Raw genomic sequence first — 13,647 nt, forward strand, 5'->3', positions numbered from 1 at the left:
GGGGGATTACCGTTTCAACTTATTAGATGTGTAGAGATAGTATGACAGAGCAATATCTTAATATTGCGATAACTGGTTTAAGTATTCATCATTCAGAAGAACTAAAAACCCAGCTACGTAATCTCATTCCACAAGAATATAAAATTAAATGGAGTACAGCTGCAGACCCTACTATCGATTGCTTATTTATACATGAAAATTTTTATGAAACTGACGGTATTCAAAAAATAATTCAAAGCCGTAATTTTCCTTGGTTAAAAATTACCAAGAATAATAACAATGAGAATATCCTTCAGGAAAATACCTTATCTCTACCCATTGTTAATCCACAGAATTTTTCTGACTGGATTTTACAACATCTACTCAAAACAACACTCGATAACCCACACGATCATATTTTTGAAGTTAATCCTAAGAAAACTCCTTATAAACTTGAATATTTCAGTAAGATGCTCGACAAAGAACGTAACTCAAAACTCCATCTTTTTGATACTTTAGGCACAATTGCAATTATCGATGTCCAGAAAAATATTGCTTGGCTCAATACTGAAAGAGAACAAGCTTTTACAGATTCAGGTTTTGGCTATGACATTGCCAGCACCAGTAACTTTATGAAAGTTTCAAGAAAACAAACTTATCTTTTAAATGACTGGTTGTGGCAATTTTTTTGGGATTCCCCTTTATTTTTAAAAGAAATTGCACCTGAAGATGGTCATTTCAAGATTCATATGTGGCCAAAACCTTCTCAAAATCTAGATCGGAAAGTGGTATTCCAGCTCTCTAGCTGTTTTATTCAAGGAGGGAAAGTTTCAAAAATTGCAAATCAATTGAATATTCCCTTAGAAACAGTGCAGAGATTCATAGCTGCCAATATTGCAATAAATAATCTTTCCAGAATCAACATTTGGGATAAACATTTTAATCCGCCAGAAGCCCCACCAGTATCCGAAGATACAGGATTTATTAAAGGTTTCTTTGGAAAATTAAGAAAAAAATTGGGGATATAGGACAATATTATGATCTTACAACGGTTCAAAATTGTTTTTGCAGGTGGTATGGGAGCTGGCAAAACTGAAGCGATTAAATCATTATCAGAAATTCCAGTGTTACAGACTGAGGCTTTTAATACAGATGCTCAACGACATAGTAAAATGGAAACTACGGTGGGTATTGATTACGGGGAAATCACCCTAGAAGATAACGTTACCATAGGACTCTATGGGACACCAGGTCAGAGTCGTTTTGACTTTATCTGGTCCGCGATAACCAAAGGGGCAATCGGTGCAGTGATTTTGATCGACCATCATTCTGATAATTCTATTCAAGAACTCGAAAGCTACCTAGAAACTTTCCAACACTTCACTGACAACATTGCAATTGGTATTACCCACACCGATCTCATCACCGAAAACTCAAAATCCACAGGGATTTATAAAGACTGGCTATTAGAAAATGACTTGTTTTCGCCACTATATTTTATTGATGCACGTAAGAAAGACGATGTACTGTTATTATTAGAGGCGTTAATCACATCCATTGAAATTAACTCCAATATCGCCAATTAATTTGAATAGAGGTTTGATATGTTTACTCTAGAACAAAGCCGTACAGCACCTAAAGAGTTGATTCAATTTGCCAAAGATGAAATTTACGACTTAATGATGAATGTTCGGGGCGTCAATTATGTGATGCTTTGTAGTACTGATGGCTTTGAACTCGCACATGTCCATAAAAAAGATAGTTACAATAGCACTAAACTAGCAGCCGTGAGCAGCTCTATACTTGCTATGGTTGCAGCATTTATGAATGAAATTCATTTGGAAGGCTGCCAATCCATTACTTTAGATGCGGAGAATGGCAAAGCTATTCTTACTTCTATTCCGTCAACCAAGCATCCAATGATTATTGTGACTTTGACTGAAAAAGACGTACTATTAGGACAGCTCCTTTATACATTAAAAACCGCCAGTAATCGTATTTCAGACTTTTAATCCTTAATTAAGAAATAGCCTTAGAGTTAGAAACAGCGACTTTAAGGTTATCTATACTAATCTTGAGCTATTTTGAATGTACTTTTTAAACTAGTTATCATTCATTATTTTCCATATAAAAAAACACCCCCTTCTTATTAGAAGGGGGTGTTTGAATTAATGAGCTGGCGATGACTTACTCTCACATGGGTAACCCCACACTACCATCAGCGCTAAGAGGTTTCACTTCTGAGTTCGGGAAGGGATCAGGTGGTTCACTCTTGCTATTGTCGCCAGCACAACTGTTTATGGATACTTGCTTGGTCTTAAGTTTACATTTCTGTATGTGCCAAGGTTTTTTCCAAATGAGTTATTAACGGATTAGTTAACTGAGTCGAATTTTATGTTCTAGCTTTCACTAAATCAAGTTTTTTGTTTCAGATCAGGGTTAACTGATCTTTTATGAATCGATTATAAGCTTTAAATACAACTGCTTGGGTGTTGTATAGTCAAGCCTCACGAGCAATTAGTATTGGTCAGCTTCACATATCACTATGCTTCCACATCCAACCTATCAACGTCGTAGTCTTCAACGGCTCTTTAGAGGACATAAAGTCCTAGGGAAATCTTATCTTGAGGTAGGCTTCCCGCTTAGATGCTTTCAGCGGTTATCCCTTCCGAACATAGCTACCCGGCGATGCGACTGGCGTCACAACCGGTACACCAGAGGTTCGTCCACTCTGGTCCTCTCGTACTAGGAGCAGATCCTCTCAAATTTCCAGCGCCCACGGTAGATAGGGACCGAACTGTCTCACGACGTTCTAAACCCAGCTCGCGTACCTCTTTAAATGGCGAACAGCCATACCCTTGGGACCTGCTTCAGCCCCAGGATGAGATGAGCCGACATCGAGGTGCCAAACACCGCCGTCGATATGAACTCTTGGGCGGTATCAGCCTGTTATCCCCAGAGTACCTTTTATCCGTTGAGCGATGGCCCTTCCATACAGAACCACCGGATCACTAAGACCTACTTTCGTACCTGCTCGACTTGTGGGTCTCGCAGTTAAGCGCGCTTTTGCCTTTATACTCTACGCGTGATTTCCGACCACGCTGAGCGCACCTTCGTACTCCTCCGTTACTCTTTAGGAGGAGACCGCCCCAGTCAAACTACCCACCAGACATGGTCCTCGTCCCGGATAACGGGACAGAGTTAGAACCTCAACATTACCAGGGTGGTATTTCAAGGACGGCTCCATTGGAACTGGCGTTCCAACTTCAAAGCCTCCCACCTATCCTACACAAGTAAGGTCAAAGTTCAATGTCAAGCTGCAGTAAAGGTTCACGGGGTCTTTCCGTCTAGCCGCGGGTACACTGCATCTTCACAGCGATTTCGATTTCACTGAGCCTCTGCTGGAGACAGCGCCGCCATCATTATGCCATTCGTGCAGGTCGGAACTTACCCGACAAGGAATTTCGCTACCTTAGGACCGTTATAGTTACGGCCGCCGTTTACTGGGGCTTCGATCAAGAGCTTCGCTTACGCTAACCCCATCAATTAACCTTCCAGCACCGGGCAGGCATCACACCCTATACGTCCACTTTCGTGTTTGCAGAGTGCTATGTTTTTAATAAACAGTTGCAGCGGCCTGGTTTCTGTGGCTGCCAATAGCTCAGGGAGCAAGTCCCATCACCGTCAGCAGCGTACCTTCTCCCGAAGTTACGGTACCATTTTGCCTAGTTCCTTCAGCAGAGTTCTCTCAAGCGCTTTGGTCTACTCGACCTGACCACCTGTGTCGGTTTCGGGTACGATTCCTGTGTAACTGAAGCTTAGAGACTTTTCCTGGAAGCATGGTATCAGCCACTTCACTGTACAAGTACAGCTTGCTATCAGTTCTCAGCATAGAGTACCCCGGATTTGCCTAAGATACATGCCTACAACCTTCCACCTGGACAACCAACGCCAGGCTGACTTAACCTTCTCCGTCCTCTCATCGCATTACACAGAAGTATTGGAATATTAACCAATTTCCCATCGACTACGCCTCTCGGCCTCGCCTTAGGGGTCGACTCACCCAGCCCCGATTAACGTTGGACTGGAACCCTTGGTCTTTCAGCGAACGGGTTTTTCACCCGTTTTGTCGTTACTCACGTCAGCATTCGCACTTCTGATACCTCCAGCATACTTCTCAATACACCTTCATCGGCTTACAGAACGCTCCCCTACCACTTGACTAATGTCAAATCCGCAGCTTCGGCACATAGTTTTAGCCCCGTTACATCTTCCGCGCAGGCCGACTCGACTAGTGAGCTATTACGCTTTCTTTAAAGGGTGGCTGCTTCTAAGCCAACCTCCTAGCTGTCTATGCCTTCCCACATCGTTTCCCACTTAACTATGATTTTGGGGCCTTAGCTGGCGGTCTGGATTGTTTTCCTCTTGACTACGGACGTTAGCACCCGCAGTCTGTCTCCCGGATAGTACTCATAGGTATTCGGAGTTTGCATCGGTTTGGTAAGTCGGGATGACCCCCTAGCCGAAACAGTGCTCTACCCCCTATGGTATTCGTCCGAGGCGCTACCTAAATAGCTTTCGGGGAGAACCAGCTATCACCAGGCTTGATTAGCCTTTCACCCCTATCCACAAGTCATCCCCTGGCTTTTCAACGACAGTGGGTTCGGTCCTCCAGTTAGTGTTACCCAACCTTCAACCTGCTCATGGATAGATCGCCTGGTTTCGGGTCTACACCCAGCAACTAAACGCCCTATTAAGACTCGATTTCTCTACGGCTCCCCTATACGGTTAACCTTGCTACTGAATGTAAGTCGCTGACCCATTATACAAAAGGTACGCAGTCACCGAACAAGTCGGCTCCCACTGCTTGTATGCATGCGGTTTCAGGATCTATTTCACTCCCCTCACAGGGGTTCTTTTCGCCTTTCCCTCACGGTACTGGTTCACTATCGGTCAGTCAGGAGTATTTAGCCTTGGAGGATGGTCCCCCCATATTCAGACAAGGTTTCACGTGCCTCGCCCTACTCGACATCATCATGTAAGCCCTTTCGTGTACAGGACTATCACCCACTATGGTTGCACTTCCCAGAGCATTCCACTAAAACTTACATGACTTAATGGGCTTTTCCCCGTTCGCTCGCCGCTACTGAGGGAATCTCAATTGATTTCTTTTCCTAAGGGTACTGAGATGTTTCACTTCCCCTCGTTCGCCTTGCAACACTATGTATTCATGTTGCAATACCTACCTTATAGTAGGTGGGTTCCCCCATTCAGAAATCTCCGGATCAAAGGATATTTGCCGCCTCCCCGGAGCTTATCGCAGGCTATTACGTCTTTCATCGCCTCTGACTGCCAAGGCATCCACCACATGCACTTAATTACTTGACTATACAACCCCAAACAGTCGCTAACACATACAAGTGAGTGTTATCGTTGCAAACTTAATTGCTACTGATTTGTTGTCTGTGCACTTAAGCACTGTACAGCTTCAATCTAAATTCATATACCAAAACGCTTGATTCAGTGTTTTTGCTAGTTCTCAATCAACTTAGATCAAAGAATTACTTCTTCTTTCTTCGTCATTGAGTGAACAATTTATTTCAGACTCAATTTTCTAATCTGTTAATGATTAACTACAGCCTCGTCAGCTTGCAGTAAACTGTGATAAATCACAGAAGTTAACAAGACGCGCATATTACGCTAACTTCTTATTAATTTCTATAATCTAATACTTCGTTTGCTTGTTTCTTAGCTCATTGCAATGCAATGTGATGGTGGAGACTAGGAGAGTCGAACTCCTGACCTCCTGCGTGCAAAGCAGGCGCTCTACCAACTAAGCTAAGTCCCCAGCTTATCAATAAGTCAATGTTTCTGATCTTCCGTACTTCGTCAGTAGTGGTGGGTCTGACAAGACTTGAACTTGTGACCCCACGCTTATCAAGCGTGTGCTCTAACCAACTGAGCTACAGACCCTCAGATACATCGTCATGAAGAACAACTTGTTGTGGATTCTTACCAATCGTCAATCTTTCGTTAAGGAGGTGATCCAGCCGCAGGTTCCCCTACGGCTACCTTGTTACGACTTCACCCCAGTCATCGGCCACACCGTGGTAACCGCCCTCTTTGCAGTTAGGCTAGCTACTTCTGGTGCAACAAACTCCCATGGTGTGACGGGCGGTGTGTACAAGGCCCGGGAACGTATTCACCGCGGCATTCTGATCCGCGATTACTAGCGATTCCGACTTCATGGAGTCGAGTTGCAGACTCCAATCCGGACTACGATCGGCTTTTTGAGATTAGCATCCTATCGCTAGGTAGCAACCCTTTGTACCGACCATTGTAGCACGTGTGTAGCCCTGGTCGTAAGGGCCATGATGACTTGACGTCGTCCCCGCCTTCCTCCAGTTTGTCACTGGCAGTATCCTTAAAGTTCCCACCCGAAGTGCTGGCAAATAAGGAAAAGGGTTGCGCTCGTTGCGGGACTTAACCCAACATCTCACGACACGAGCTGACGACAGCCATGCAGCACCTGTATGTAAGTTCCCGAAGGCACCAATCCATCTCTGGAAAGTTCTTACTATGTCAAGACCAGGTAAGGTTCTTCGCGTTGCATCGAATTAAACCACATGCTCCACCGCTTGTGCGGGCCCCCGTCAATTCATTTGAGTTTTAGTCTTGCGACCGTACTCCCCAGGCGGTCTACTTATCGCGTTAGCTGCGCCACTAAAGCCTCAAAGGCCCCAACGGCTAGTAGACATCGTTTACGGCATGGACTACCAGGGTATCTAATCCTGTTTGCTCCCCATGCTTTCGTACCTCAGCGTCAGTATTAGGCCAGATGGCTGCCTTCGCCATCGGTATTCCTCCAGATCTCTACGCATTTCACCGCTACACCTGGAATTCTACCATCCTCTCCCATACTCTAGCTGACCAGTATCGAATGCAATTCCTAAGTTAAGCTCAGGGATTTCACATCCGACTTAATCAGCCGCCTACGCACGCTTTACGCCCAGTAAATCCGATTAACGCTCGCACCCTCTGTATTACCGCGGCTGCTGGCACAGAGTTAGCCGGTGCTTATTCTGCGAGTAACGTCCACTCATCAAGGGTATTAACCTTAAGAGCCTCCTCCTCGCTTAAAGTGCTTTACAACCAAAAGGCCTTCTTCACACACGCGGCATGGCTGGATCAGGCTTCCGCCCATTGTCCAATATTCCCCACTGCTGCCTCCCGTAGGAGTCTGGGCCGTGTCTCAGTCCCAGTGTGGCGGATCATCCTCTCAGACCCGCTACAGATCGTCGCCTTGGTAGGCCTTTACCCCACCAACTAGCTAATCCGACTTAGGCTCATCTATTAGCGCAAGGTCCGAAGATCCCCTGCTTTCCCCCGTAGGGCGTATGCGGTATTAGCATTCCTTTCGGAATGTTGTCCCCCACTAATAGGCAGATTCCTAAGCATTACTCACCCGTCCGCCGCTAAGCTAAGGTGCAAGCACCCTCGCTCCGCTCGACTTGCATGTGTTAAGCCTGCCGCCAGCGTTCAATCTGAGCCATGATCAAACTCTTCAGTTTAAAATCAATAGTGCTTTATTCTAAACACCAAATCTGGCTCATCAATTTTCTGACATTAATTTCTCAAATAAACTTCGAGTAATTTCTACCATCAATCAATGAAAATAATTTCGATCAATCAATCAGTAAAAATCCACACAAGTTGTTCTTCATAATCTCTTAATGATCTTCTCGATGATTCGTCATCATCAAGCTAGGTCGGCTATGTTACTCTAATCTAAATCAAAGTCAACAGGTAATTTCGATATTTTTAAAACTCATTCAATCAATCTAAAAATTTAACTACCAAGCTAAATCCTTGTTAATCAACAAGTTTTTATCTGCATCACCGCCGATGGATGTGCATTCTACAGCATTCTCAACTCGTTGCAATACCATTTTCAAAATTAAATTATCAAGCGTTCTTTTTTTAATCATAAAATGCTATTTCCAGCATTACTCTCCCAAAATATGAGAACTATTTTTATTGGCTACTTTTAGCTACAATCATTAACTTATTTCACTTATTAAACAAATTACTTGAAATGGTTAACACTAAAATAAAGGTTTATGTATTTATTTTCATCACTGTATTGATGTCAAAGCCTGTATATGCCGTTTCTACACATAATATGTTTATTATCACGTTATCTATCTTAAGTTATGCGAAATGGAATACCCCCACTCCAGCTTTGTGTGTGATTGATAATCCAAACTATGCAGTGCAATTTAATCAAGCCTTACGCTTGCAAGGTTATCATTACAAAATTTCATCGATTCGTTTAAATGAATTAGATAAATCTTCGTGTAATGCCATTTTTTTATCTACTTTTTCCCCTCAGGAAGAGCAAAAAATTATTCACAGTCAAAGACAGGATCCCCCCCTCTCTTTTAGCTCGACCAACCAAGCCTGTGAAATTGGAAGTGCCTTCTGTCTTTATACACGTAATAACAGCACCTCATTTAAAGTGAACTTAGATAGTTTGAGTCAATCCAAAGTACGTGTTGATCCACGCGTGTTATTGCTTGCGAAAGCGACGGAGCAATAAAAATGGCTAAACATTCTCGCATAACCTCATTACAATCCTTATTCAAACGTTCGCAGCTCGCAATGTTTGCTTTAACTTTTTCAATTTGCACGATTATTTTTATTGTCATTTCAACCTACACCATGAATACTTACGCAAAACAGAGCTTAAATATTCTTGCTGAGGCATTGAGTGAGCGCATACAGCCTGCTATGGTATTTAATGACCGCATAACGATTCAACAAATCTTAAATAATTACACCACGCAATATTCTATTCGTTCCATTCTAGTCCTTGATCCTTCAAAGCATGAGATTGCAAACAGTCGACAAGTTGCTAAATCCTTCCAGAATACTCAAAGTATTTTAGATCATTTGTTTTTTCAGCAACCGATTCAAATCGCTATTCGACATAATCAGCAGTATTACGGTTCGATTGTCGTCTATGGTAGTTCACAAAGTCTGTTAGATTTTTTCTTTAAAATTTTAATTGGTTTATGTCTGGCTATTATTTTAATTTTATTTGCACTTCTTTGGTCTGTCCGTTCTACATACCAATATTTAATGCGTTCTATTCACCCGCTGGTTTCTACTGCACGCGAAATTAGTGAATTTAAAGCCTATCAACTGCGCTTGCCACATTCCAATATCAAAGAACTACAACAACTGAATGAGGTATTTAATGAATTGTTAGATAAGATTCAAGCATCAACCCAAAAACTACGTGCGGAAAATGATGTATTGGCTCATCAAGCATTACATGATCAGCTTACACAATTGCCTAACCGTCATTATTTTTATCAAACACTTCTGGCCAGCTTTGAACAATCTCCCAAGACCACCTCTGCATTATTTTTTATTGATAATAACAACTTTAAAGAAATCAACGACCAATATGGCCATTTAGCGGGTGATGCAGTATTACAGGAAATGGCTAAAAGATTGCAAAACAGCTTAAGACAAGATGATTTTATTGCACGTCTGGGTGGAGATGAGTTTGCCATCCTCATTCGCAACGTCACCAAGACCGAACACCTCACTAAAATTAGTGAAAATTTATTGAAATGCTGCGAACAACCGCTTCATTTTGATCAACATCAGATTTATTTCAGCTTCTCTATCGGGATTGCTTCAACCGAGCAAGCACATAGTCCTGAGGATCTCATCACTGCCGCCGATAGCGCAATGTATAAAGCAAAAACATTGCAACAAGGCTGGTACTTCTCTCTACGTTAGGAACTTTACAATGATAACCCTTTCACATCCTATTAAACTCGCACTCATTCTATTGCTCAGTAGCGTTTTGAGCGCGTGTGCCAGTTGGGGACATTTAAACTATAAGCAAGCTCGTATGCTCAAAAAAGAGGGCTTCGTATTAACTGATGAAGGCTGGAGTTTACGCTTACCCGAGCGCTTATTATTTGGTTTTGACAGCTATGAAATTAAAGCTGAGCAAACTGACGAACTTACGCGCCTTTCAACACAGTTGCAAAAATACAAGCTCAATAAAATTAAGATTGTTGGTCATACCGATGATATTGGTGACAGTACTTATAATCAAATTTTGTCAGAAAAACGTGCGACCAGTGTATCTACAATTTTTCTTCAAACAGGCTTTCAACCTAATAATCTTCACACCATTGGACGAGGTTCTTCACAACCCCTTGTAGAAAATAGCTCTGATGAAAATCGAGCGATCAACCGTCGTGTGAATATTATTATTATCCCTTAAGGCTTAAACGACCAAACTACATTCAAAACCATAGAACAACCGATACCGCTCAACATATTTCAGGTTGTCTAGCAGCTTGCCTAGACAACTTTTTTTGATTTAAAAAACCAAAGACAAAAAGAAGGAGAGTTTAATTGCCAATTGTGATTATGAAGATTTAGAAAGATATAATAGGGTTTTATTAAATTTTAGACATAAAAAAACCGCTTAACACGGCATCTTTATCTCGACCATTTATTAAAATGGTCGGAGCAGTAGGATTCGAACCTACGACCCCCTGGTCCCAAACCAGGTGCACTACCAGGCTGTGCTATGCTCCGAAATTGGGGTGAATGACGGGATTCGAACCCGCGACAACTGGAATCACAATCCAGGGCTCTACCAACTGAGCTACATCCACCACTATATAGTTCTACAATATCAAGCCACCGAATGGCGCGCCTGACAGGATTCGAACCTGTGACCATCCGCTTAGAAGGCGGATGCTCTATCCAACTGAGCTACAGGCGCATGACCGATGATACTAATATCATATGATACTTTGCCTTGAAGAATTGGTCGGAGCAGTAGGATTCGAACCTACGACCCCCTGGTCCCAAACCAGGTGCACTACCAGGCTGTGCTATGCTCCGATTCATCTCAGCTTTTACCGTATCGCACATCGTGCGGTACGGTGTGCATTCTAGGCGCGACGCCCAAGAACGTCAACACCTATATTTAAAAAAAGTTAAAAAAATGCGTCAAACGTATAAATATCAAGCATTTCTGATATTTTTTAAACAATTTTTACCGTTTTAAACTCGCACTGAAGTTAAGCATGCGATCTAGAGGTAATTTGGCACGTTCTGCTAAGGCTGGATCGACATGAATTTCCTGATCACCTTGCTGCAATACCTGCAAAATTCCATCCAATTCATTCATCGCCATCCAAGGACAATGTGCACAAGAACGACATGTCGCTCCCTCACCTGCCGTCGGTGCTTCAACTAAAATTTTATTAGGTACCGCTTGTTGCATCTTGTAGAAGATGCCTCGGTCTGTCGCCACGATTAAACGTTCATGCGGTAAGGTCTGTGCAGCTTTAATCAGTTGCGAAGTACTACCAACGGCATCGGCAATATCAACCACAGATTCTGGCGATTCAGGATGAACCAAAACTGCAGCATCTGGATAGAGTGCTTTCATGTTGGCAATGCCGCGGGCACGGAATTCTTCATGTACGATACATGCGCCATCCCAAAGCAGCATATCTGCACCCGTTTTCTTTTGAATATAACGTCCCAAGTGCTGATCTGGCGCCCAAATGATCTTCTCACCCAAGCTATCCAAATGCTCAATAATCTCGACGGCACAACTAGAAGTCACCACCCAATCTGCGCGTGCTTTTACAGCAGCAGAGGTATTGGCATAAACCACGACAGTATGATCAGGATGATGATCACAGAACGCTGTAAATTCATCTACAGGGCAACCTAAATCGAGTGAACAGGTTGCTTCTAAGGTCGGCATCAACACAGTTTTTTCTGGGGAGAGAATTTTTGCAGTTTCTCCCATAAATTTCACACCTGCTACTACCAACGTCGAGGCTGCGTGATCGCGACCAAAGCGTGCCATTTCCAAAGAGTCTGATACACAACCGCCCGTCAACTCTGCCAATTCCTGAACTTCAGGGTCGCAGTAATAATGCGCGACAAGAACAGCATCACGTTTTTTCAATTCCGCTTTGATTTGTTCAAATTTTTCCTGTTTGGCTTGCTCAGTCAAATGATTGTCTTTTGGCTCGCCTAAACGGTCTAAATGCGCCTGCACAATCGATTTTGCGTCATTGGCAATTAAATTGGTCGCATCATTCATAAAAACGTCTTCTCTATCCCAACTGCTTGTTCACAAGCGGTGCATCCATAACACGGTCAATTTGGCACTGTGCTGAATTGACCAGTCATTCAAAACTTTAATTGGTAAAAAAGCCTCACAACGGAGGCTTTTCTTCACTCAAATGCCATTAAGAACGGTAATCCGCATTAATTTTGACATAGTCATAAGATAAATCACAGGTATAGACCGTATCCTTCGCTTGACCGCGACCCAAGTCCACCCGAATGGTAATCTCTGTTTGTGCCATTACGCGTGCGCCTTCTGCTTCCGTATAATCCGCTGCGGCGCCACCATCCTTACAGATTTGTACATCATCTAACCAAACCTGAATTTTTTCAACCTCTAAATTTTTTACCCCAGCATAACCAATGGCCGCTAAAATACGGCCCCAGTTTGGGTCGGACGCAAAGAATGCTGTTTTAACCAATGGAGAATGCGCAATACTGTACGCAATATCACAACATTCTTGTGTATCTGCACCACCTTCAACTGCGACTGTCATGAACTTGGTTGCACCCTCACCATCACGTACGATCAATTGCGCTAGGCGTTTCATGACACGAACAAGAACTTCAAGCACAGTTGTATAACGAGCATCTTCTGTTGATGTAATTTCAGTACCACCTGCTTGACCCGTGGCAACAAAAATACAAGAGTCGTTGGTAGAAGTATCGCCATCGATGGTAATACGGTTAAAAGATTGATTCACCGCAATTTGTAACAATTGTTGCACTAAAGCACGGGAAATCGGAGCATCAGTCGCAACATAGCCCAACATGGTCGCCATATTTGGACGAATCATGCCCGCACCTTTGGAAATACCTGTCATGGTGTACAATACACCATCTAGCTCAAACTGCTCAGATGCACCTTTAGGTGTTGTATCCGTGGTCATAATGCCAAATGCGGCATCTGTCCATGCATCTTCCTGCAAACTATCCAATGCTGGCTGTAAACCTGCAACTAGACGTGGTAATGGTAACTGTTCACCAATCACACCTGTAGAAAAAGGGAGAACCTGTTCTGGATTAACACCTGCCAATTTTGCCAATTGCATACAAGTTTCTTGGGCATTTTGCATTCCCAAAGTTCCTGTTCCAGCATTGGCATTGCCTGTATTAATAATTAAATAACGTGGATTTCCCACAGCTAAATGAGCTTTTGATACATGTACTGGTGCTGCACAGAATGCATTCTGTGTGAAAACACCCGCAACATTTGAACCTTCGGCAAATTCAAAAATGACCAGATCACGTCGGTTCTGATAGCGAATATATGCTTCAGCCGAACCGATTTTTACCCCTTTGACCACATGCATCTGTGGCATAGTAACGTCACCCACTGCCATTTTTAAATGTCCACTTTGTTGTTCAAGTAAGTGTCACAGCTTAGTAGAAATGCAACTAAAAATCGAGGTGTTTCAGGCAATTTCCTGCGTATTCCTTTTACACAGCTAAAACTTATATTCACCTCAATTTAAAAGG

At 43.0% G+C, this 13,647-nt stretch carries 8 protein-coding genes, 6 tRNA genes and 3 rRNA genes; 6 read left to right on the forward strand and 11 right to left on the reverse strand.

The annotated features are described in order from the left end of the window. The first annotated feature begins 41 nt into the window (after positions 1 to 41). Genes MP622_RS11215 through MP622_RS11225 form a run of 3 tightly spaced genes read left to right on the forward strand, consistent with a single transcriptional unit; the run spans position 42 to position 1,991 of the window. Positions 42 to 1,007, forward strand: a complete 966-nt coding sequence (locus MP622_RS11215; RefSeq protein ID WP_243791006.1) for a hypothetical protein — start codon at positions 42 to 44, stop codon at positions 1,005 to 1,007. Positions 1,008 to 1,016: 9 nt separating this feature from the next. Then, positions 1,017 to 1,565, forward strand: coding sequence for an ATP/GTP-binding protein (locus MP622_RS11220; protein WP_243791008.1), 549 nt, complete (start codon positions 1,017 to 1,019; stop codon positions 1,563 to 1,565). 18 nt (positions 1,566 to 1,583) lie between these two features. Next, entirely contained in the window at positions 1,584 to 1,991 is a 408-nt protein-coding gene (locus MP622_RS11225; protein WP_044739232.1) for a roadblock/LC7 domain-containing protein, read from the forward strand. Between the two features lie 162 nt (positions 1,992 to 2,153). Here the strand turns inward: MP622_RS11225 and rrf are convergent. From rrf to MP622_RS11250, 5 genes are all read right to left on the reverse strand, one after another. After that, positions 2,154 to 2,268 (reverse strand): 5S ribosomal RNA (gene rrf, locus MP622_RS11230). A 207-nt stretch (positions 2,269 to 2,475) separates the two neighbouring features. Further along, positions 2,476 to 5,367 (reverse strand): 23S ribosomal RNA (locus MP622_RS11235). A gap of 384 nt (positions 5,368 to 5,751) precedes the next feature. Beyond that, positions 5,752 to 5,827: transfer RNA gene (locus MP622_RS11240), tRNA-Ala, on the reverse strand. Between the two features lie 48 nt (positions 5,828 to 5,875). Beyond that, positions 5,876 to 5,952 (reverse strand) — tRNA-Ile (locus MP622_RS11245). Positions 5,953 to 6,013: 61 nt separating this feature from the next. Continuing rightward, positions 6,014 to 7,550, reverse strand: a 16S ribosomal RNA gene (locus MP622_RS11250). The 16S, 23S and 5S rRNA genes sit together here with 2 tRNA genes alongside, the layout of an rRNA operon. 575 nt (positions 7,551 to 8,125) lie before the next feature. Between MP622_RS11250 and MP622_RS11255 the strand changes: the two genes are divergently transcribed. Genes MP622_RS11255 through MP622_RS11265 form a run of 3 tightly spaced genes read left to right on the forward strand, consistent with a single transcriptional unit; the run spans position 8,126 to position 10,288 of the window. Then, the gene (locus tag MP622_RS11255; RefSeq protein WP_052662019.1) at positions 8,126 to 8,578 is read left to right on the forward strand and encodes a YfiR family protein; all 453 of its coding nucleotides are present in this window, start codon (positions 8,126 to 8,128) and stop codon (positions 8,576 to 8,578) included. Between the two features lie 2 nt (positions 8,579 to 8,580). Then, the gene (locus MP622_RS11260) at positions 8,581 to 9,792 is read left to right on the forward strand and encodes a sensor domain-containing diguanylate cyclase (RefSeq protein ID WP_243791009.1); all 1,212 of its coding nucleotides are present in this window, start codon (positions 8,581 to 8,583) and stop codon (positions 9,790 to 9,792) included. A gap of 10 nt (positions 9,793 to 9,802) precedes the next feature. After that, the gene (locus MP622_RS11265; protein ID WP_044737852.1) at positions 9,803 to 10,288 is read left to right on the forward strand and encodes an OmpA family protein; all 486 of its coding nucleotides are present in this window, start codon (positions 9,803 to 9,805) and stop codon (positions 10,286 to 10,288) included. A gap of 243 nt (positions 10,289 to 10,531) precedes the next feature. Here the strand turns inward: MP622_RS11265 and MP622_RS11270 are convergent. From MP622_RS11270 to argJ, 6 genes are all read right to left on the reverse strand, one after another. Further along, positions 10,532 to 10,608 (reverse strand) — tRNA-Pro (locus tag MP622_RS11270). A gap of 4 nt (positions 10,609 to 10,612) precedes the next feature. Further along, positions 10,613 to 10,688, reverse strand: a tRNA-His gene (locus tag MP622_RS11275). Positions 10,689 to 10,721: 33 nt separating this feature from the next. Next, positions 10,722 to 10,798 (reverse strand) — tRNA-Arg (locus MP622_RS11280). 45 nt (positions 10,799 to 10,843) lie between these two features. Then, positions 10,844 to 10,920 (reverse strand) — tRNA-Pro (locus MP622_RS11285). 154 nt (positions 10,921 to 11,074) lie between these two features. Continuing rightward, positions 11,075 to 12,142, reverse strand: a complete 1,068-nt coding sequence (gene nadA, locus MP622_RS11290) for a quinolinate synthase NadA (RefSeq protein ID WP_243791011.1) — start codon at positions 12,140 to 12,142, stop codon at positions 11,075 to 11,077. A gap of 148 nt (positions 12,143 to 12,290) precedes the next feature. Continuing rightward, positions 12,291 to 13,511 (reverse strand): bifunctional glutamate N-acetyltransferase/amino-acid acetyltransferase ArgJ, encoded by a 1,221-nt coding sequence (gene argJ / locus MP622_RS11295; protein ID WP_243791013.1) that lies wholly within the window; start codon positions 13,509 to 13,511, stop codon positions 12,291 to 12,293. Positions 13,512 to 13,647 lie beyond the last annotated feature (136 nt).

It is taken from the genome of Acinetobacter sp. PK01 (assembly GCF_022819285.1).
Lineage (GTDB): Bacteria > Pseudomonadota > Gammaproteobacteria > Pseudomonadales > Moraxellaceae > Acinetobacter > Acinetobacter tandoii.